The organism is Corynebacterium kroppenstedtii DSM 44385 (assembly GCF_000023145.1).
Taxonomy (GTDB): Bacteria; Actinomycetota; Actinomycetes; order Mycobacteriales; family Mycobacteriaceae; genus Corynebacterium; species Corynebacterium kroppenstedtii.
On record NC_012704.1, the window covers coordinates 1,090,353 to 1,109,783 of the forward strand.

A 19,431-nucleotide genomic window follows, 5' to 3' on the forward strand; every position below is an offset into this window, starting at 1 on the left:
ACGGTCACGGTCACGGCAACGAATTAGACATTGAAATACTTTGCCTCCGGGTGATAGAGCACGAATGCATCAGTTGACTGCTCAGGGTGCAATTGCAGCTCCTCAGACAACTCAACACCAATCCGCTCAGGACGCAAAAGGTCCACCAACGCCCGGCGCGATTCCAGGTCGGGGCATGATCCGTAGCCGAAGGAGTAGCGTGCTCCTCGGTATTTGAGGTCGAAGAATGCCCGGTCTTCGGTGCCGTCGTCGTCGCCGGCGTGGGTGCCGTCGGCGAAGGCGAGTTCGGCTCGGACGCGGGAGTGCCAGTATTCGGCGAGGGCTTCAGTGAGTTGGACGCCGATGCCGTGGAGTTCGAGGTATTCGCGGTAGTGGTTGTCTTTGAAGAGGACGTTGGCTTTGTCCGCGATGGATTGCCCCATGGTGACGAGCTGAAGTGGGAAGACGTCGGTGTGCCCGGTGCGTTGTGCTTCGTCGCGTGAGCGGATGAAGTCTGCGATGCAGAGGAACCGTCCGCGTTGTTGGCGTGGGAACTCGAATGATGTTACGGGTTGCGCCGTGGGATCTGGTTCTTCTGCCTCGTTGGGTACGGGCAGGATGTGCACGGTGTTGCCTTCTGAGACGGCCGGGAAGTAGCCGTAGACGACGGCAGAGTGGTTGAGGATTCCTTCTGCTTTGAGGTCGTTGATCCATGCTCTGAGCCGTGGGCGTCCTTCGGTTTCGACGAGTTCGTCGTAGGAGGGGCCGTCGCCGCCGCGTGTTCCGCGTAGTCCCCATTGGCCCATGAAGAGGGCGCGTTCGTCGAGGCAGGTGAGATAGTCTCTGACGGGGAGGCCTTTGACTATCCGTGTGCCCCAGAATGGTGGGGTTGCGATGGGGGTATCGGTGGCGACGTCGGAGCGATCAGGGATGACCGCCGGGGCGCTTTCTGCTTTCCGTTTGGCCGCGATTTTCCGTGAGCGTTCGTGCCTGGCTTTCCTTTCTTCTTTCTTCTTTTGTGCGCGGGTGGCGGCGGCGATTTGTTCCTCGGTGAGTTCTCGCTGTGAACCGCGCTTCATGGACATGATCTGATCCATCAAGTTGAGGCCTTCGAAAGCGTCACGCGCATAGTGGACATCGCCCTGGTAGAGCTCGTCGAGGTCATTTTCGACGTAAGTGCGTGTCAGCGCTGCTCCGCCGAGGAGGACGGGGTAGTTGGCGGCGCCGGCGGAGTTCATCTCGAGGAGGTTGTCTTTCATGACGACCGTCGACTTCACCAGGAGTCCGGACATGCCGATGACGTCAGCCTGGTGCTCGGATGCTGCGTGGAGAATGTTGGAAATGGGTTGTTTGATGCCCAGGTTAACCACGTCGTAGCCGTTATTGGACAAGATAATGTCCACGAGATTTTTCCCGATATCGTGAACATCTCCTTTGACCGTGGCCAGGATGATTTTGCCTTTGGAGGCGGAGTCATCGGTGGCTTCCATGAATTGTTCAAGGTGGGATACGGCGGCTTTCATCGTTTCAGCTGATTGCAGCACGAAGGGGAGCTGCATCTGCCCGGAGCCGAAGAGGTCTCCGACGACTTTCATCCCTGCGAGGAGATCTTGGTTGATGATCTCGAGGGGGTCTTTTTCATCGCGGGCGAGATCGAGATCAGCTTCAAGTCCGTTCTTTTCGCCGTCGATGATGCGCTGTGCCAGCCGCTTAAAGAGCGGCAGCGCCTGCAGGGCTTCTGCCCGTGCGTCCTTGGCGTCGGCGGCGGACACGCCTTGGAATAACTCCATGAAGGTTTGCAGCGGATCGTAATCTTCGTCGGCGGTTCCGCCTCGTCCTTCCGTTCCGCGACGGTCATAAACCATGTCCAGGGCGACGTCGCGTTGATCGTCGTCGATGCGGTTCATCGGTACGATCTTGCTGGAGTGAGCAATGGCCGTATCCAGTCCGGCCTCGATACATTCGTTCAGAAAGACCGAATTCAGGACTTGGCGGGCGGCCGGGTTAAGGCCGAACGAAATATTCGACAGCCCCAGCGTGGTGTGGATGTCGGGGTGACGCGAGGTGATTTCGCGAATGGCGTTGATCGTTTCGATACCATCGCGGCGGGTTTCTACTTGGCCGGTCGAAATCGGGAACGTCAGGCAATCGACGATGATGTCGCTTTCGCGCAGGCCCCAGCGCGTGGTGATGTCCGCAATAAGGCGTTCAGCGATCTCGACTTTCTTCTCCGCCGTTCGTGCCTGCCCCTCTTCGTCGATAGTGAGAGCCACGACCGCCGCGCCATGCTTCTTGACCAGCGTCATGATCCGGTCATAGCGCGACCCGGGGCCGTCACCGTCCTCAAAATTCACCGAGTTGACCGCGCACCGGCCACCAAGGTGCTCAAGGCCCATGCGGATAACATCGGGCTCCGTCGAGTCCAACATGATCGGCAGCGTCGAGTTCGTCGCCAAACGGCTCGCGAGCTCGGCCATGTCTTGGGTGCCATCACGGCCCACATAGTCCACGCACAGATCAATCATGTGGGCACCGTCGCGAGTCTGTGCCTTCGCGATATCCAGGCACTTATTCCAGTCGCCCTCGAGCATCGCCGTGCGGAAAGCCTTGGAACCGTTGGAGTTCGTCCGCTCCCCAATCATGGTGATCCCCGTGTCCTGAGTCAGCGGCACGGTTGAATATAGGGATGAAACGTTATCGTCGAAGTCGTGGTGGCGCGCCGGGCGTGTGACGGCGGGAGACTCCGAGGCGTCCTCTTGTGAGTCTGGCGAACCGATCACGGCGTCGCGAACGGCTGTTATGTGCTCCGGGGTTGTCCCGCAACAGCCGCCGACCATGGAGAGCCCATAATCACGCACGAAGTGGACACTTGCCGCGGCAAGTTCGTCGGGAGTCAAAGGATAGACAGCTCCGTTAGCTCCGAGCTCCGGCAAGCCAGCGTTCGGCATGACTGATACCGGCATGGGCGCATGGGCGGATAAGTACCGCAGGTGCTCATTCATCTCGTCGGGGCCGGTTGCACAGTTCATCCCGATGACGTCAATGCCCAGGCGTTCCAGGGCGGTGAGGGCTGCACCGATTTCTGAACCCAGCAGCATCGTGCCGGTGGTTTCTACCGTCACGTGGCACATGATCGGTAAGGTGGTCCCGTAATCGTCGAAAGCTTGCTGGACGCCGTGTACCGCGGCTTTGACTTGCAAGAGATCTTGTGCGGTCTCAATCAGGATGGCGTCTGCCCCACCGCGGACTAATCCGTGGGCTGCTTCCGTGTACGCATCGCGAAGGTCTGAGAACGGAGCATTCCCGAGAGTAGGAAGCTTTGTTCCCGGACCTAATGATCCAAGAACGAAGCGTTTCATGCCTTCGCGGCCAGGCCCCATGTCATCAGCAACCGATCGAGCGATCTGGGTGCCGGCGTAGGCAATTTCCTCGATGCGATCTTCAATGCCGTAATCGGCAAAATTGGGGAGGTTGCAGCCGAAGGTATTTGTTTCGACGGCATCGGCCCCCGCCTCAAAGTATCGGCGGTGAATGTCGGCCAAGATATCGGGGCGGGTGATGTTGAGAATTTCGTTGCATCCCTCGAGCCCGTGGAAATCTGCATCCAAGTCAAGGTCAATGGCTTGAAGTTGCGTCCCCATGGCTCCGTCACCGATCAGCACCCGGTCATGGAGGGCCTGGAGAAACTCGGATTTCTTAGGATTCAAAGGTTGACGCTCATCATTCACAGATAGACAGCTTAGTCTACTATTGGGGTGCTCGACCAAATCCGTCGGTGACCTAAAGTTTTAGCCCCAGTAGAGCATCAACACACCCGGCGACCAACGCTGCAGCGGGCGAGAGATGAGAATACAAAGCGGAAGGGGCGTCGCCGCGCTGATGGGGGGCGGGCAACAGGTCTACCGTAAGCTCCCCCGACGCATGCGAGTGGGCCCCGCACCGCTGGGTACCCGCCGTTGCCGACGCGAGCTCCACAGACTTGGCATCCGCTTCGCTATCTTTCCCGTCGTCGAGAATCGTGATCTTCCCCTGAGCAACACTGAGCTTGTCATCCGTCGCTGGAGCCGCACAGGGAACGGGTACCGAGAGGGACTCATGGGCGTTCTTCCCGTCAACACCAGGCAGATCCCAAATCTTTTCCTTGTCGACGATACTGCCCGCCCATTCGTCGACGAGATCGACAGCAGCTGGCGTGTCCAGATCAGTTGCGAGAGCCTGGCGAACGTCGTCGACTAATCGACGGGCTCGCGCCTCAGAATCAGCGTCGTTGTGAGCATGAACAGTCTCGACGGCAGTGCGCCACAGAGCTAAACGTCGTGAAGCGGCAGCCAAAAGAGCATCCGACCAGTTGCGCTGATCACGATAATGCCCGGCGTAGAGGGCTAAACGAATGGACGACGGATCAGTTCCGGCATTACACAACCTGGATACAAACACAAGATTGCCCAACGACTTGCTCATCTTGACGCCGCCGAGAGCAATAAGTCCGGTGTGCATGTAATGGTCAGCCATGCGCTCCACGCCGCATGCCGCTTCCACGTGAGCTGCGGAGTATTCGTGGTGAGGGAAAATGAGGTCTTCTCCCCCTCCTTGGACATCAAAATGGCTGCCCAAATACCGCGCTGCAATAGCGGCGCACTCAATATGCCAGCCGGGCCGTCCGCGCCCAAAGGGCGAATCCCACGCTGGTTCACCGGGGCGCTCTGCGCGCCACAGCAAGGAATCTAACGGATCTCGCTTCCCCGGGCGGTCTGGATCGCCACCTCTTTCCGCAAAGAATTGCTCCATCGTGGCTTCGTCGTACCGCGACTCATAACCAAATTGCGGGGTTGCCGTTCGATCGGCATAGACATCCGGATATGTGGGATCGTCCACAACATAGGCAGACCCGTTGTCCAGCAACGTGCTCACCATGTCGATGACATCGGGAATGGCCTCAACTGCGCCGATATATGACGTTGGTGGGATCACCCCAAGGTTGGCCATATCCTGGCGGAACAGATCGGTTTGCTCCTCCCCCAGCTCCTGCCAATCGACCCCGTCGCGTTGGGCTCGCTCGAACAGCGGATCGTCCACGTCGGTGACATTTTGCACGAAGTTCACGCGGTGGCCATTCGCCAATAACTGCCTATTCAAAACATCAAAGGTGACGTACGTGGCAGCATGACCCAAGTGCGTCGAATCATAAGGAGTGATTCCGCAGACATACACCGTCGCCTCGTCGGACGGTGTGAGAGGGGTGACTTCACGGGATGCCGTATCCCACATGTGGAGAGGAACCGGTTGGTCCTCCCCGACGACGGAACGGAAATCAGCAACAAGGGGTTTTTGCCACGACTGCATGAGCCTTAGTCTACGGCCCCCCTGGCGATATGGCTTAGGCGGCTGCCATCACGCCCGTAGCCAGGAGAATCATCACGATAATCCCCACCGGGATGCGGTACGCAGCAAACCAGGCAAATGAATTATTTGCGACGAACTTGAGCAACCACGCAATAGAGACGTAGCCCAGCGCAAACGCGATTAACGTGCCCACCAACAGCTGCGGGCCGGAAGCGATTTGCCCGTCGGTGGGGTGAAAAGCATCAGGCAGGGAGAAAAGCCCGGAAGCCAGGACGGCAGGGATAGCTAGCAAGAATGAAAAACGCGTCGCTGCCTCGCGATCCTGGTTAAGGAAGAGCCCCGCGGACACGGTGCCACCCGAACGAGAGACGCCCGGAATGAGCGCAAGGCATTGAGCGAACCCCATGATGATGGCGTCGCGCATGGTCAAGTCTTTCTCCGTCCGCGTGTGACGACCTACCCGTTCGGCCCAAATGAACACGAACGAGAACAGGATGAGCACCGCGGCGGTGAGCCACAAATTGCGGAAATTGTCGCGGATGAAGTCTTTGAGGACGTATCCAATAATTCCCACGGGAATGGTGCCTACAATCACCATCCACCCCATGCGGTAGTCGGCCCCGCGCTTGGTTTTATCCATCAGGCCAGCGAACCATCCGGTGATGATGCGCCAAATGTCCTTGGCAAAAAACACCAACACTGCCGCTTCTGTCCCCAACTGAACGACGGCAGTGAATGAGGCACCTGCATCTTGGTTCCACAGAAGTTGGGACACGATCCGGAGGTGGCCCGACGATGACACAGGCAAGAACTCTGTGAGGCCCTGGATGATCGACAGGATGATCGTTTGTATCCAACTCATGTGGGTCTCGGTACCGGCGGCTGCGAGATCAGTGGCCACATGGGCATGGGTAGCAGCGTGGGCTGATGTGCCCGTCTGGCTCAGCCACGAGGCTGGCGACTGCGCTAATGAGGATGCGGTTTCGTGGATCCTTCCCGCCACTGATCCAAGAAAACCGTGAGCCTGATGGAGTTGATGTAGGTGCGTGAACGCGTCGTGAACTACCCCTGAAACAGAGGTGAGTGCCGAATTGGCCATAGAAACTACCTGTCGTGTAGCCCGGACCAGGAGCCCGGAAATGGATAGAGACACGGCAAGTAGGCTAGCAACTTTATGGGCTCACCGTTATCTTCCAGCGTATGGGGCATTTGCGGAGATAAGAAAGCGCGTGAGAATCACTGTTCATCTCTGGCCGTCGCCTCGGTGTCTTAGCTCCGTGACCTGTAGTAGCGTTACGAGAGTGATTTCCGACGGTACTCCTGGTCAATCGATTCGTACTGGTACATTGCCGACGCAGCGCAAACAACGACGCCTCGGTGCGCGAGCGTTAAGCATCGCGTGTTGCAGTGGTCTGACCGTCACGATGCTGGCGGGTTGCTCACGCAGCGATGATCAAGAAGCGTTATCGAAGGCAGAAGACGTCTCGCCGACGTCGGTACCTGCCGCGGAACCCCCGTCGGGAGATACTCGCGATGTCGATCTCCCCGGTGACGGTGTTTCCGATTTAGTGGTGAGTGGTCAGTCAGACTCACCAGTCATCGCCGGCCTGTCCGGTGGAAAAATGGTGATCGGAACGTCGTCGGATTGGACGAACGGGAAGCCCAAGTCGGTGGATCTTGGCAAGGATTGTAAAGATCTTTCTCGTGCCGCGGGGGGCGGTTTTTCTGTCGCATGTGAGAACCATGTGCTCGTTTTCGATGGCCAAGGCAAGAAGGTTCACGATCTCGAGGTTGACGGCACCGCGACGACGGCGGCGGTGACCAGCGATGTTGTCAGTGTGACTTTCGCCGGTGAGAAGAAAATCAAGTACTTCCCTCTGGACGGTTCCGATAAGGATGGGAAGGCAACTGTTTCTATCGGCGAAGGAGCGATCCAATCGCTGATCGTGGATCCTGATCCTAAATCTGGGTCAGATAAAGAGATGTCAGCGGTGTTCGACAAGAAACAGTCGAGTCTAACGGGTGTGTATCCCGGCGAGGACAAGGAAGGATCGTCGCTGCGGATCGGCCAAGGTGCTGGGAAAATTGCCGGTGGGCAGGACGGCGTTGTTGTGGCGTCGTCAACCAAGTTGAACTCGATTGAGATTTTCACGGCCAACGATATTTTGAGGAAACACCAAACAATCCATACTGATTCCGTCCCGTGGGGTGTGGCGTGGGATGCCAACACACGCACGGTGTGGGTGACGTCAACGGGGAAGAACACCGTCATTGGGTATGACATTTCGTCGGGCGTTCCAGTCAAAGTGGCGACGATGCACACGATTCCCGATGCTCAGTCGGTTGTGGTTGATGGCGATGGAGGCCTGTTGATTGCGTCGCCGCAGTCCTCGACGGTGCAACACATATCGAAGGATCAGGTGAGCGAGGCGCGCCATGAGGGTGCCTCGAGTGAGCCGAGTTATCCCGTGAAGAAGGAAGCATAATCATGTCGTTGACCAGCACTGATCGTATTGATGCCGATCTTGAGGATTGCCGGAAGTCACATCCCGTACGAAGCGCTATCTACTCCTGGTCATTGCGGCAAATGTTCCGCTTGGACCCTGAGACTATTCATTCATTAATGACGAAGGCCTTGGGCATTTTTCAGCGCATGCCGATGGCTAATCGGGCTCTTGAACGATGGTGGGCTGTCCATGACACAGCGCTGGAACAGACTGTTTTTGGTGTGAACTTCCCTCGGCCCCTGGGCCTGGCTGCTGGGTTTGATAAGAGCGCAACGTCCCCGGATGTGTGGTCTCCTCTGGGCTTTGGGTTCGCCGAGCTGGGTACTGTGACAGCGGAGGGACAACCTGGTAATCCCTCCCCCAGGCTTTTTCGGTTGCGACGCGACCATGCGATTTTGAATCGGATGGGCTTTAACAATGAGGGCGCCGTACTGTGTGCACGGCGGATCGCTCGACGCCGAAGCCGTGACGTGATTGCGGTCAATATCGGTAAGACGAAGAAAACCCCCATTGAAGAGGCTGCAGAGGATTATCGCTTATCGGCCCGTTTGCTTGGGCATCACGCAGATTTCGTGGTGGTGAACGTCTCGAGCCCGAATACCCCGGGGTTACGGGATTTGCAGGCAGTGGATTCGTTGGAACCAATTGTGGACGCGGTTCTTGACGAGGTCGAGGACACACCTGTGTTGATTAAAATCGCCCCTGACCTGTGTGATGATGACATTCTTGCGGTTGCGGATTTGGCCCAGGAGAAGGGGCTGGCCGGGATTGTGGCGACAAATACGACCATTTCCCGTGACCATTTAACGACGCCGTCCTCTGAGGTGGAGGCGATGGGTGCTGGTGGTGTGTCGGGTCGCCCGGTGGCGGACCGTTCCCTGGAGGTTCTGCGTTTGTTACGCAAACACGTGGGCGAGTCGTTGACTCTTGTCTCTGTCGGCGGAATTGAGGCCCCGCAGCAGGCATGGGAGCGTATCGGTGCGGGCGCGAGTTTGCTCGAGGGGTACACCGCGTTGATTTATGGTGGCCCCGATTGGATTCGCGATATCCATCGTGGTCTGGCAGAGCAGGTCCGACGCCATGGCTTGGGCTCCATTGCTGATGCTGTTGGCCGGGAGCTCCCCTGGATCCCGGCTTCGTAGCTTCTTAGTTTTCTGCCCAGCCCCAAATTATTGAGCGTGCAAGCGTGTGGAAGTTGAGGTTGAACCCGAGGATTGTCGGGGTTGAGCCCTCGGGGATGTCGAGCTTGTCGACGTCGACGGCATGCACGGCGTAGAGGTAGCGGTGAGGACCGTGCCCTTCTGGAGGCATTGCGCCGTAGTAGCCGCGCTTCCCTGAGTCACCCTTTAGCGTTTGGGCGCCTTCTGGGAGCGATGGTGTGTCTTCGGATCCGGCGTTTTTGGGAAGCTCTGTGAGATCTGCCGGGAGGTTGAAGACTGCCCAGTGCCAGTACCCGGAGACCGTGGGGGCATCAGGGTCGTAGACGGTAACTGCCAGGGATTTTGTTCCTTCGGGAAGATCAGACCACGACAGTTGTGGTGAAACGCCGTCGGGTCCTTGTAAGTCGTCTGGTAGTTCATCGCCGGACGAGAAGTCTGCACTGCTCAGCGGAAATGTCGGAACGTCCGGTAGGTACGCGTATGGGTCCGCGGCTTTGAATCGCGGGTCAACGTAACTCGGTGTGCTGGTCGCGGTGGTGCCGGAGGTGGGTTCTTGTGCGTTTTCGGTTGCTTTCGGTGAATCGCTCATGACCCCAGTATGCCCGGATACTTCTGTCGCTGCAGCGGTTCACTTGTTTTCTCGCAGTTGTGCGCCGATGACGTGTGGTGTGGTGAGACCAATATCTCCCCGCAGTTGCCGCAGGTTGTATTCGGCCTCGAATTCGCTGGTGATGGGCTTGTATTTCCCTTCCGGTTCTTGTTTCTGGTTTTTAGATGCGTTTCCGTAGCCGCCCATGGGTGCGATGCCCGTCCTGCCCATCGCCGGGCGTGAACCGTCGTGGCCGGTGGGATGTGAGGAGTTACTTCGTCCTGGTGAGTGTTCGTTATGGCCGTAATTTCGATCGTTGTATGGGTTTCCACGGTCCGTAGTGTCATTGTGTAAAAGCTTATTGCGGTCGTTGCCGTGGATTGGGCTCTGGTCATGAGGGCCGGGGTGCACAATGACGCTGCGAGCACGGGATTCGCCGTACGGACCCGCTGGGCGTTTATCGAGATGTGATGCTGGCGAATTTGGCTTCATTGACCTGTGGTAATCGTCCGAGTTGTTCCGGTTCCACGGGTCTTGGGGCCCGGGTGTTATTGGGGCGTTGTTGCGGCCATTGTTATACGAGGTCCGTGGAGTGTGAGGTGCGGAGGTACGTGGCGACTGATTGACCGCATTAGTAGTCGGCGGCCCATACGGTGTTGGGGTGTGGGTATGTCCGGATACTCCAGGATTCGTGTGCGAAGGAGGGAAACCGTTCGTTTCCCTAGGTGGCCGGAATTGTGAAGGGACCGCTGTGGGGACGGTATTTGCCGGGGTCGGTGGTGTGGTGGTGTTGCCAACTATCCCTCCGCCTGCTGGTACTCCGCCTGTGCTGGTCGTTGTTCCTCCTACGGATGTCCCAGTTGTTCCGACGGCTGGTGTGCCGTGTGCGGCGCTCATGACGCTAGTAGGGGCAACTTCGGCTGCACTGGTGTGTATGGGGGTTGGTGCATGTGCAGTGAGGTGTCCTCCTCCCTGGCCGACGTTGGGTCGTTCGGTGAGATTGCGTAGCGGTGGCACCGCCGCGGTGAGCATGGCTTGATAGGGGCCGGTCATGAATTCACGGGTGGTTGCCCGGGCTGCTTCCCCAGCCGCGCGAACTCCGGCGGGGTTAGTGGCTGCGGCGACCGCTGCAGTGTGCTCGGCTTCGATGGCAGCGATCTGCGTGCGGGCAGCCTGCCGAATATGAGGCAGTTGGGAGACCGACGCGTGCATGGCGGTGGCGTTATCGGCGAAAATTTGGGCGGTGGCCATTACTTGGCTGAAGCACCCGGTGGCGGCATCAATGGCCTCTCCCGTGTTTTCTTCCAACTGGGTGCGGGCTCGTGCGAGGGCATCGACAGTCTTGTTCAAAGAACTGGACAAGTTGTGCCAGTAATCGGCGAGGGCATAAATGTCACTATCGTTGCCAGCATCGAGCATGGCAACTAGTGCGCCCGGGTCATCGGTGCCACCGTGAGTGGGGTCAGTGAAATCAAAGGGGCTAAATGCCCCATCCGGACGTGTCGGGAAGGTGAAATCTGTGGCTTGGATCGATTTAAGTCCGCATAGTATGGCCGCTGAGGTATCGTCTTGGCCGATGAAGGCGCCTCGCATTGCTTTCGTACCTTCAGCCAACCAGCGGATGAGTTGACGTAGCTGCCGCAACGTGTGCGTTGCGCTACCAGTTTCACCGTTAATCACCCGGCAATGTTGCGCCCCCAACATTCGTAACCCAGGTTCACCAGTGTAATCCCCAGATAATTTTTTGGAATATAGAATATATTTGCCCCCAGAGATATCATTTCCATTCTCTAGGAATTCTAGAGCCCTATCTAGGGAACAAGTATCAATCGAAATGGCCACTTTAAGTTAACCTCTCATTCAGTGTCTTAACTAAATCGCATAATTCTGCTTCGTTCAAAGTCCGTGTCTCATCTATAGCTTGAACCGCGACGCGTCCGAGTTGAGTTTCGGTGTAGACCACGCAATGCGGATCTCCTACTATCCTTCCCCAACGTGTAAAGGTTGTAGGATTCTCGTTCTCAACCCTTTTACCTGGGACTTCTTCTCTACTTCGTTTGTCGGTACCGAAATCCATCAATAGTGGCTGCGTTTCATTCGTCTCTCTCAAAAGGCAGTCATTAAAATGCAAAAATTCATCTTTTTCGGATGATTTCTTTATGAATCCCCTACTCTCCCAATACCCTGGCGGAGCATCTTCGCAGAGGTCGGCGTTCTCAAAACGTGGGTCTGAGTAGTCATAGGATCCATCGGGGTTCTTCTTTGCTTTCACCGGATATTTAGCCAATATTTCCGGGCGCTCCCATAACGGAACCTCATCATTATTCTTCTTTGATCCATATTTCTCTGCAGGTGATTGCGAAGAAATGGGAGGACGCGTCATTACCGAACTACTCAACGTCGTCTCGGATAAGTCCGAATTTATTTCACTGCTCTTATCAGTGGTTGTGTGACACCCCGCTAGCATCCATACAGCCACAGCGATACACGTAAACTCGAGGAGGCCTCTCTTACGTCGGTGATAGGCCGATAGCGATACCGTGGGCACACGATATCTATTAGAACGTTGATTGAGCGACGAACACGTCATCGTAGATAGAGCCCCCAAATTTTATTCCCCCATTGCGCTCCACAAACCTGTCCTCAGGGTGCGGCGCGAATCTGGCCTAATAGTAGCGCACTAAGGCGCCCTTGCCTAGCATCAATCGGTGGATGAACGGTCATCGATTGGCCCTGATGCGCAGGGGAAAAGTAAATTCCATTGCCGCGCGTCCGGAACCGCGTGGGACCTTCAAGGAGTGTCCCACGATTGGTGACCAGCAGATTTGTGTACAGCCTTCGACACAACTAGAGTATTGCCTCGTGCTCAGCTAATTGCTGACTGTTTACCCTGTCCGGGTGGCGGAATGGCAGACGCGCTAGCTTGAGGTGCTAGTGCCCTATTAACGGGCGTGGGGGTTCAAGTCCCCCTCCGGACACAGAATAAGCCCGGGTTCTCATCAACTCCTGATAAGAACCCGGGCTTCGCAATGCTCGGAACGCTCCCCTGGTTACTCGCGCTTGTTCAGCTGATTATCAGTCGTCTCCCCGGTGTCAAACGCCTTGAGGATGCGCTCTGCCGCAATTGTTGGTGTCACCTGCCCGGCGCGAAGCTGCGTTTCAATCAGCTTCTTTTCCTTCTTCACTGCCTCAGATGTGTTTAGCCGAGTCAGTAAGGTTTCGTGGACCATTTGCCATGTCCAGCCGATCTGCTGGTTCCTCCGTTGCTCATCAAATCGGCCCTCGGCCACCATTTGATCGTGGTGCTCTTCGACCACCTTCCAGAATTCTTCGACACCGTTGCCTTCAGCGGCAGACATCGTCATTGTCGGAGGTTTCCATGAAGCATTTGCTGGTCGAACCATGCGCATCGCCGCACCTAGTTCTCGCGCGGCCCGCTTTGCGCGGCGAACATTATCTCCGTCTGCTTTGTTGATAGCGACGAGGTCGGCAAGTTCAAGAATGCCTTTCTTGATGCCCTGCAGCTGGTCCCCGGCGCCTGCTAGAGCTAGGAAGGTGAAGCAGTCGACCATCTCGCTAACAGCGATCTCCGACTGTCCCACGCCGACAGTTTCGACGAGGATGACGTCATAACCGGCGGCCTCCATGACAATCATCGTCTCGCGGGTTGCTTTAGCGACACCGCCGAGTGTCCCAGCGCTTGGGGATGGCCGAATGTAGGCGTTCTCGCTTTGCGAGAGCTTCGTCATTCGGGTTTTGTCCCCCAAGATTGACCCTCGTGAACGCGTAGATGAAGGATCAATGGCGAGCACCGCGACTTTGTGACCGTTTTCTACAAGGTACAAACCGAGACGCTCAATGAACGTAGATTTACCGACACCGGGAACGCCCGTAATACCTACTCGTAATGCCTTTCCAGAGAAAGGCAGCAGCTTCACCAATAGCTCTTGGGCCAAGACGTGATGCGCCGGTGCAGAAGACTCGAGCAGAGTGATGGCCCGGGCAAGCTGGGTTCGCTCATTATTCCGTACGGAGGTGAACAAAGCATCGACGTCGATGCGGTGGCGGGCTCGCTTAACCGCTTCCGGAGCAACTGCTGACTTTCCTGGGACTTCAGTCCCCGCAGTCGTCGTTAATGACCCGAGGGTTGACTCGAGAAATTCATCTCCCCGCGCTTGGCTATTGGAAGACATTGATATCTCCGCCTTTCTACGAAGAGCTCGTCATAAAAGTAATTTTATAAGTAAATTATGTAATTAATTATGCACTTGTTTTAAAACCCGACGGACCGCGAAGCACTCGACGGACCGCGAAGCACTCGACGGACCGTAAAACACTTAACGGACCGCGTGACGTGTGAAGTTACTCTCTACATGATGTCCATCATGAGGACAAAGCGCCCTCTTCCCCACCCCAATTGGCCGGGAAAAGAGCGCTCATCATGCAGCTAAGGAATCTCGACACCACCCGGAAGAATCATCACCGGGAAGAATAATGGTGCCGTTATTCCTTCGCTTTATGCCTTAGGCCTCCGCCTTATCCTCAGCTTCATCAGAGTCGTCCGATTTGTCATCGTCATCGACATGAAGCTCGATTCCCATATGTGCCGATAGCTTGGTCAGCATGTCGATCACAGAATCTGCGATAACAGTGCCCGGCGGGTAAATGGCGGCAGCACCGTCGTCGTATAGCTCTTGGAAATCTCCTGGAGGAATAACGCCGCCCACGATGATCATGATGTCTTCGCGGCCCAGCTTCTTCAATTCCTCGCGAAGCTCGGGGACGATCGTCAAGTGGCTAGCTGCCAGCGACGACACGCCGACGACGTGCACGTCGGAATCGACAGCAGACCGCGCAGCTTCGGCAGGAGTTTGGAAGAGCGGTCCGACGTCAACGTCCATGCCTAAGTCAGCATAAGCGGACGCAACGACTTTCTGTCCGCGGTCGTGACCGTCCTGTCCGATCTTCGCGATGAAGATACGCGGCCGGCGGCCTTCCTCCTCGGCGAATGCATCCGCCATAGCGGTGGCTTTAGCGACATTACCCACGGTTCGGTCCTTACCTACCTCGTCTTTGTACACACCCGAGAGCGTGTGGATCTCTGCCTGGTGGCGACCGAACACTTTCTCGAGAGCATCAGACATCTCACCGACGGTGGCACCAACGCGGGCAGCATCGACAGCAAGCTTCAGGAGGTTGTGCTCGAGATTGCCGTGGGATCCGTCCATGCCCGCAGCTCCGGTGAGAGCATTCAGAGCTTGGTCGACAGCACCTTGATCGCGCTCAGCACGAAGTTTCTCGAGCTTGTCATGCTGTTCTTGGCGGACGCGGCTATTTTCAACCTTCAGAACTTCGATGGCCTCATCCTCGACGCCCACATATTTGTTGACACCGATGAGCGCCTGACGGCCAGAGTCGATACGAGCCTGAGTACGTGCTGCAGCCTCTTCGATACGCAGTTTCGGAATGCCTTGCTCGGTGGCCTTCGCCATACCGCCGGCTTCTTCAACCTCACGAATGTGCTCGCGAGCTTCCTCAACCAACTGGTTGGTCAACCATTCGACGTAGTAGGAGCCAGCCCACGGATCGACCGGACGCACCGTGTTGGATTCTTGCTGCAAAATCAGCTGGGTGTTACGAGCAATACGAGCCGAGAAATCTGTCGGGAGCGCGAGAGCCTCATCCAGGGCGTTCGTGTGCAGTGACTGCGTGTGCCCCTGCGTTGCCGCCATAGCCTCGATGCAGGTACGTCCGACGTTGTTATACACATCCTGAGCGGTGAGCGACCATCCCGATGTCTGAGAGTGCGTACGCAGAGCCCGCGACTTCGGGTTTTCGGGGTTAAACTTGCTGACGATTTCGCTCCACAAAATACGGCCAGCACGGAGCTTCGCAATTTCCATGAAGGTATTCATCGAAATACCCCAGAAGAACGAGAGGCGAGGTGCGAAAGCGTCGATGTTAAGGCCAGCATTCAGTCCAGCGCGAATGTATTCAAGGCCGTCTGCCAGGGTGTAGGCCAACTCGAGGTCAGCCGTCGCTCCAGCTTCCTGAATGTGGTAGCCGGAAATCGAAATGGAGTTCCATCGCGGCATCTTGTTAGAGGTGTATTCGAAGATCTCCGAAATAATCCTCATCGACGGCTGCGGAGGATAAATGTAAGTATTGCGGACCATGAACTCCTTCAGAATGTCATTCTGAATCGTTCCGGCCAGCTTCTCCGGAGGAACACCCTGCTCTTCGGCGACGATAATGTACAAAGCCAAAATCGGCAGCACAGCACCGTTCATCGTCATCGACACGGACACGCTGCCAAGGTCAATTCCCTCGAACAGCTGCTTCATATCCAGGATGGAGTCGATGGCCACACCAGCCATACCGACGTCGCCCTGAACACGCGGGTTGTCTGAGTCATAACCACGGTGAGTGGGCAGGTCGAAGGCCACCGACAAACCTTTCTGGCCGGCGGCCAGGTTACGACGGTAGAACGCGTTCGACTCTGCTGCGGTGGAGAAACCAGCGTACTGGCGAATCGTCCACGGGCGGTTCGTGTACATCGTTGGATACGGACCACGCATAAATGGCTTGATGCCGGGATACGAATCGAGGGGATGCCCCGCCTTTAGGACGTGTTCCCTATCTTCACCGTTGTAGACGCGTTTGACGTCGAAACCCTCGGGGACTGTCCACGTCCCCTTATCTTCTTCAGCTGATGTCGTCGCTGCCTTCTCTGTAGCTCGCGAAACATCGGCAAAATTCGGAATACTTGTGCTCATTGTTGTCACAGTCCTAACAGCGATTATGCGCCGAGCTCATCGAGCAGGCCCGACAACGTCGAGACTGCATCAATCTTCATGTTCAGGTAGTCATCAGGCTTCGAAGAATCATCGAGATTCTCAACGGCCTTCGGAGCGCCCGCCAGGAGAACCTTCTTCACTCCCGCAGCTCGGAGGGCATCGATCGCGGAACCAGCGTTCTCTGCATATTCCGCATCCGTACCGCAGACGACCACGATGGGTGCGTCCTTGAATTGAGTTGCGAAGTTCTCGTCGTCTGGGGTGACTTGTCCTGGGTTATCCGCCTGAATACCACCAGAAGCCAGAAGGTTCGTGGTGAAACCAGTGCGGATGTTGTGCTTGGCTAATGGACCAAGAGGCGCCAATTTAATGACAGGCCGCTTTTCTTCCTTCTCGAAGTACGCGTCCGACCTGTTTCTCAGTGCCTCAAAATCAGCTCCCCAACGGCGAACACCTGTTGGCTCAATGCGCAGATCAGCCGCCAGAGGCTTTTCGGCCAAGTTCGGGAACTCGTTGATTGCTGTCACCTTGGTACGGCGATGAGCAATATCGTCGCGCCGCTTTTCATACGACTCATCGAGGAGCTTTTGGATATCGCCGTTATCAGTCTCAGCGATGAAGCCATCCTTAGATTCGACGTCCGTTAAGACGCCCCATGCCTTCTCCTCGAGCTGGTCAGTGAAGAACTCAGCGTAGTACGAGCCACCAGCGGGATCAGCAACAAATCCCAAGTGAGACTCTTCCAAAAGTAGAAGGTTGATGTTTCGCGCAATGCGGTGAGCGAAGCTACGTCGAGCTCCTGGCAATCCATTCTTGATCGCATAGTCGAAGGGATGAACCAGCACGCTCGTGGCCCCACCGACGCCTGCCGCAAATGAAGCGATCGTGCACCGAAGAATATTCGTGTACGGGTCACGCTGGGCGAACATCACTGGTGCTGTTTCCGCGTGGATTGCGGGCAGCGGATGATCCACAATGCCCAGCACTTCCCACACCCGCGCCAGAAGTGAGCGCAGCGCACGGAATTTACAGATCGTCGAGAAGAAGTCGTCGGTCGCGGCGAGGCGGATCGAAATCTGGTCGACTGCGTCTTCCACAGAGAGACCAGCGTCGGTGAGCTTCCGCAAGTACTCCAGCGTGGCAGCCAGAACCAGCCCAATCTCTTGGGAATCTGTCGCGCCCTGGTTGCTGAGCGAGACACCGTTCACAGTGATGGCGTGCACTGCCCCAGGAAGCTCAGACGCTTTCTTTGCCCATGCAATGGCAGTGTCGAGGTCAACGCTTTGCGACGAATCGAACCCCGACGTCAGCGGTGAAGCACCGAGGTCAGCAGTTGTCTTGTCGTCGCCATTGGTCTCAAGGAAATCGAGGAAAGCGTCTCCCAGTTCTTTCGAGGGAGTAGCTAGCGCGATCGGGGCAAGGTCAAGATAGACGTCATTGAGCACTCCCGGGATGTCCGTGGGTTGGATTCCCTTGAGCTCAAGGACTGTGGTCCCAACATTCAGTGCGTGAAGAATTCGCTTGTTGATGTCTTTCGCGCTCTGGCCACCGGCAGTTGCGTTAACTTCGACGGCAGGTCCGAAAACCTCGCGAATTCCCCATCCGGCATTGTCGGCCTCAAGGAGCTTGGCTCCACGTGTATATGGGAATTCACCGGGAGCAGATGGCTCTGGTCCTTGATCGGTCCGCATATAGAGCGGTTTGACATCTATTCCGTCGTAAGTCGGCTTGATGAGCTTCTTCCAGACATCATCCGGAACGTCGGAAGGATCCTGCTTGCGGGTTCGGGCAAAAACTTTCGCAACTGCCCGATACCATTCGTGCTGCAGGGCGGCATCTTCCGTGCCAACCTGTGAGTCAGTCACAACTGACCCTCCGTCCTGGTCGTTCAAAGTAGGTTAATCATTTCAGGTGAACCGGTGCAGTGGTCTAGCTCAGCGATGTTGTGGCAACACCATTCATAACGGTTATCTTGCAGGTGTTTTCGTTAAACACAACGGAGCCTGCACGTCGTTCACTCCCTTCTCAGGGTAGTCCCCATTGGTTGATATTTTCCCGACTACACGTCGTTATCGCCCGTTTGATAGCGATTTATCTGTCAATTTCAGCGCGATGTGACGTACTTCTCCCCTATGTGTGGTGATTAATGTGAGCCACAATCTGGGGTCGCCTTTCTCATCCACCGAGCCGCCAGAAGGTAGGCTTGCCCACGTTATGCAACGACGTGACGTGGTGACTCAACCCCATCCTCAGGCCGACCCACCTAGCCGACGATCCTGGATTCATCGTGCCGTTACAGCAACGTCACGAGCATTGGCGCAGTTCCTCAACATCATCGGCGTCATCATTCGCGACGTGTGCCATGGGTGGTTGCGCTGGACACGTCTTAATCAAGTGTTGAGTGTTGTCATCCTCGTTGTGCTGGTGGCAGCGCTATTCGTCGTTCCACTTCCCTCGGTGACCACTTTCAGGAACTGGTCCGTGGGCGCTGGGTGGTGGTTTCCCTTTGCCTTTTCGGCTGTTTATATCCTTGCTACCCAATTCCCGATACCCCGGACAGTGTTTACTCTCAGTTGTGGCGTCCTCTTCGGTCCACTCATTGGCATAGGCGTCGCACTGATATCGACGGGGTGTTCAGCGTTATTATCCCTGCTCATTGTCCGCCGTCTTGGACGAGACTGGGTACAGTCCCGCCTCACTCACCCCGCCGTCGACGGGGTTAACGCCCATTTACGACGCCGGGGCTGGCTGGCCGTCGGCTCCCTCCGCATGATGGCCGCCGTCCCATTTTCCGTCCTGAACTACGTGTGCGCTCTGTCGTCGATCAAAGCGCTTCCCTTTACTTTGGCGACGATAGTCGGATCGGCTCCTGGCACGATCGCCACTGTTCTCGTTGGCGACGCCGCGGCGGGACAAGGTAGCCCCTTAACCATCTTGATCAGCGTCGTACTTTTTGGAGTCGGCCTGACCGGCTTGATTACCGACATCGCGCGGCCGCCACGTGCGAAGACTGACGACACGACGACTGGAACGCACACGAAGAGGACAAGCTAGTA

The 19,431-nt window shown here is 56.6% G+C and carries 11 protein-coding genes, 1 tRNA gene and 1 pseudogene; 4 read left to right on the plus strand and 9 right to left on the minus strand.

The window, feature by feature from the left end; genetic code table 11:
* Nucleotides 1-23: 23 nt before the first annotated feature.
* The 3 genes and pseudogenes from metH to CKROP_RS04535 all read right to left on the minus strand — a co-directional run bounded on the left by metH (nt 24) and on the right by CKROP_RS04535 (nt 6,184).
* Nucleotides 24-3,686: a methionine synthase gene (gene metH / locus CKROP_RS04525; RefSeq protein WP_041628812.1), complete on the minus strand. Its 3,663-nt coding sequence runs from the start codon at nt 3,684-3,686 to the stop codon at nt 24-26.
* 445 nt (nt 3,687-4,131) lie between these two features.
* Nucleotides 4,132-5,322, minus strand: a pseudogene (gene mshC / locus CKROP_RS04530) (cysteine--1-D-myo-inosityl 2-amino-2-deoxy-alpha-D-glucopyranoside ligase); the annotation flags it as partial.
* A gap of 34 nt (nt 5,323-5,356) precedes the next feature.
* Complete coding sequence (locus CKROP_RS04535) at nt 5,357-6,184, minus strand: undecaprenyl-diphosphate phosphatase (protein WP_041629290.1); 828 nt, start codon at nt 6,182-6,184, stop codon at nt 5,357-5,359.
* A gap of 439 nt (nt 6,185-6,623) precedes the next feature.
* Between CKROP_RS04535 and CKROP_RS04540 the strand changes: the two genes are divergently transcribed.
* Entirely contained in the window at nt 6,624-7,808 is a 1,185-nt protein-coding gene (locus CKROP_RS04540) for a YncE family protein (protein WP_148209638.1), read from the plus strand.
* Between the two features lie 2 nt (nt 7,809-7,810).
* The gene (locus CKROP_RS04545; protein ID WP_012731564.1) at nt 7,811-8,971 is read left to right on the plus strand and encodes a quinone-dependent dihydroorotate dehydrogenase; all 1,161 of its coding nucleotides are present in this window, start codon (nt 7,811-7,813) and stop codon (nt 8,969-8,971) included.
* Between the two features lie 4 nt (nt 8,972-8,975).
* Here the strand turns inward: CKROP_RS04545 and CKROP_RS04550 are convergent, their stop codons facing one another.
* The 3 genes from CKROP_RS04550 to CKROP_RS11095 form a co-directional block, all read right to left on the minus strand.
* Nucleotides 8,976-9,578, minus strand: a complete 603-nt coding sequence (locus CKROP_RS04550) for a YbhB/YbcL family Raf kinase inhibitor-like protein (RefSeq protein WP_012731565.1) — start codon at nt 9,576-9,578, stop codon at nt 8,976-8,978.
* A gap of 39 nt (nt 9,579-9,617) precedes the next feature.
* On the minus strand, nt 9,618-11,258 hold the full coding sequence (locus CKROP_RS04555; protein ID WP_237698445.1) for a hypothetical protein: 1,641 nt from the start codon (nt 11,256-11,258) through the stop codon (nt 9,618-9,620).
* A gap of 163 nt (nt 11,259-11,421) precedes the next feature.
* Nucleotides 11,422-11,961, minus strand: coding sequence for a hypothetical protein (locus tag CKROP_RS11095; protein WP_081429401.1), 540 nt, complete (start codon nt 11,959-11,961; stop codon nt 11,422-11,424).
* 509 nt (nt 11,962-12,470) lie between these two features.
* Here CKROP_RS11095 and CKROP_RS04560 point away from each other — a divergent pair.
* Nucleotides 12,471-12,556: transfer RNA gene (locus CKROP_RS04560), tRNA-Leu, on the plus strand.
* Nucleotides 12,557-12,628: 72 nt separating this feature from the next.
* Here the strand turns inward: CKROP_RS04560 and meaB are convergent.
* From meaB to CKROP_RS04575, 3 genes are all read right to left on the minus strand, one after another.
* The gene (gene meaB / locus CKROP_RS04565) at nt 12,629-13,771 is read right to left on the minus strand and encodes a methylmalonyl Co-A mutase-associated GTPase MeaB (protein WP_012731568.1); all 1,143 of its coding nucleotides are present in this window, start codon (nt 13,769-13,771) and stop codon (nt 12,629-12,631) included.
* A gap of 330 nt (nt 13,772-14,101) precedes the next feature.
* Nucleotides 14,102-16,354 (minus strand): methylmalonyl-CoA mutase, encoded by a 2,253-nt coding sequence (scpA, locus tag CKROP_RS04570; protein ID WP_012731569.1) that lies wholly within the window; start codon nt 16,352-16,354, stop codon nt 14,102-14,104.
* A gap of 23 nt (nt 16,355-16,377) precedes the next feature.
* On the minus strand, nt 16,378-18,240 hold the full coding sequence (locus CKROP_RS04575) for a methylmalonyl-CoA mutase family protein (protein WP_012731570.1): 1,863 nt from the start codon (nt 18,238-18,240) through the stop codon (nt 16,378-16,380).
* A gap of 349 nt (nt 18,241-18,589) precedes the next feature.
* Between CKROP_RS04575 and CKROP_RS04580 the strand changes: the two genes are divergently transcribed.
* Nucleotides 18,590-19,429: a TVP38/TMEM64 family protein gene (locus CKROP_RS04580; protein WP_148209639.1), complete on the plus strand. Its 840-nt coding sequence runs from the start codon at nt 18,590-18,592 to the stop codon at nt 19,427-19,429.
* Nucleotides 19,430-19,431: the final 2 nt, after the last annotated feature.

Coding starts and splice junctions, on each gene's coding strand:
- CKROP_RS04535 (WP_041629290.1), bottom strand. CDS start 6,184: ATGAGTTGGATACAAACGATCATCCTGTCGATCATCCAGGGCCTCACA.
- CKROP_RS04545 (WP_012731564.1), top strand. CDS start 7,811: ATGTCGTTGACCAGCACTGATCGTATTGATGCCGATCTTGAGGATTGC.
- CKROP_RS04550 (WP_012731565.1), bottom strand. CDS start 9,578: ATGAGCGATTCACCGAAAGCAACCGAAAACGCACAAGAACCCACCTCC.
- CKROP_RS11095 (WP_081429401.1), bottom strand. CDS start 11,961: ATGACGCGTCCTCCCATTTCTTCGCAATCACCTGCAGAGAAATATGGA.
- meaB (WP_012731568.1), bottom strand. CDS start 13,771: ATGTCTTCCAATAGCCAAGCGCGGGGAGATGAATTTCTCGAGTCAACC.
- scpA (WP_012731569.1), bottom strand. CDS start 16,354: ATGAGCACAAGTATTCCGAATTTTGCCGATGTTTCGCGAGCTACAGAG.
- CKROP_RS04580 (WP_148209639.1), top strand. CDS start 18,590: ATGCAACGACGTGACGTGGTGACTCAACCCCATCCTCAGGCCGACCCA.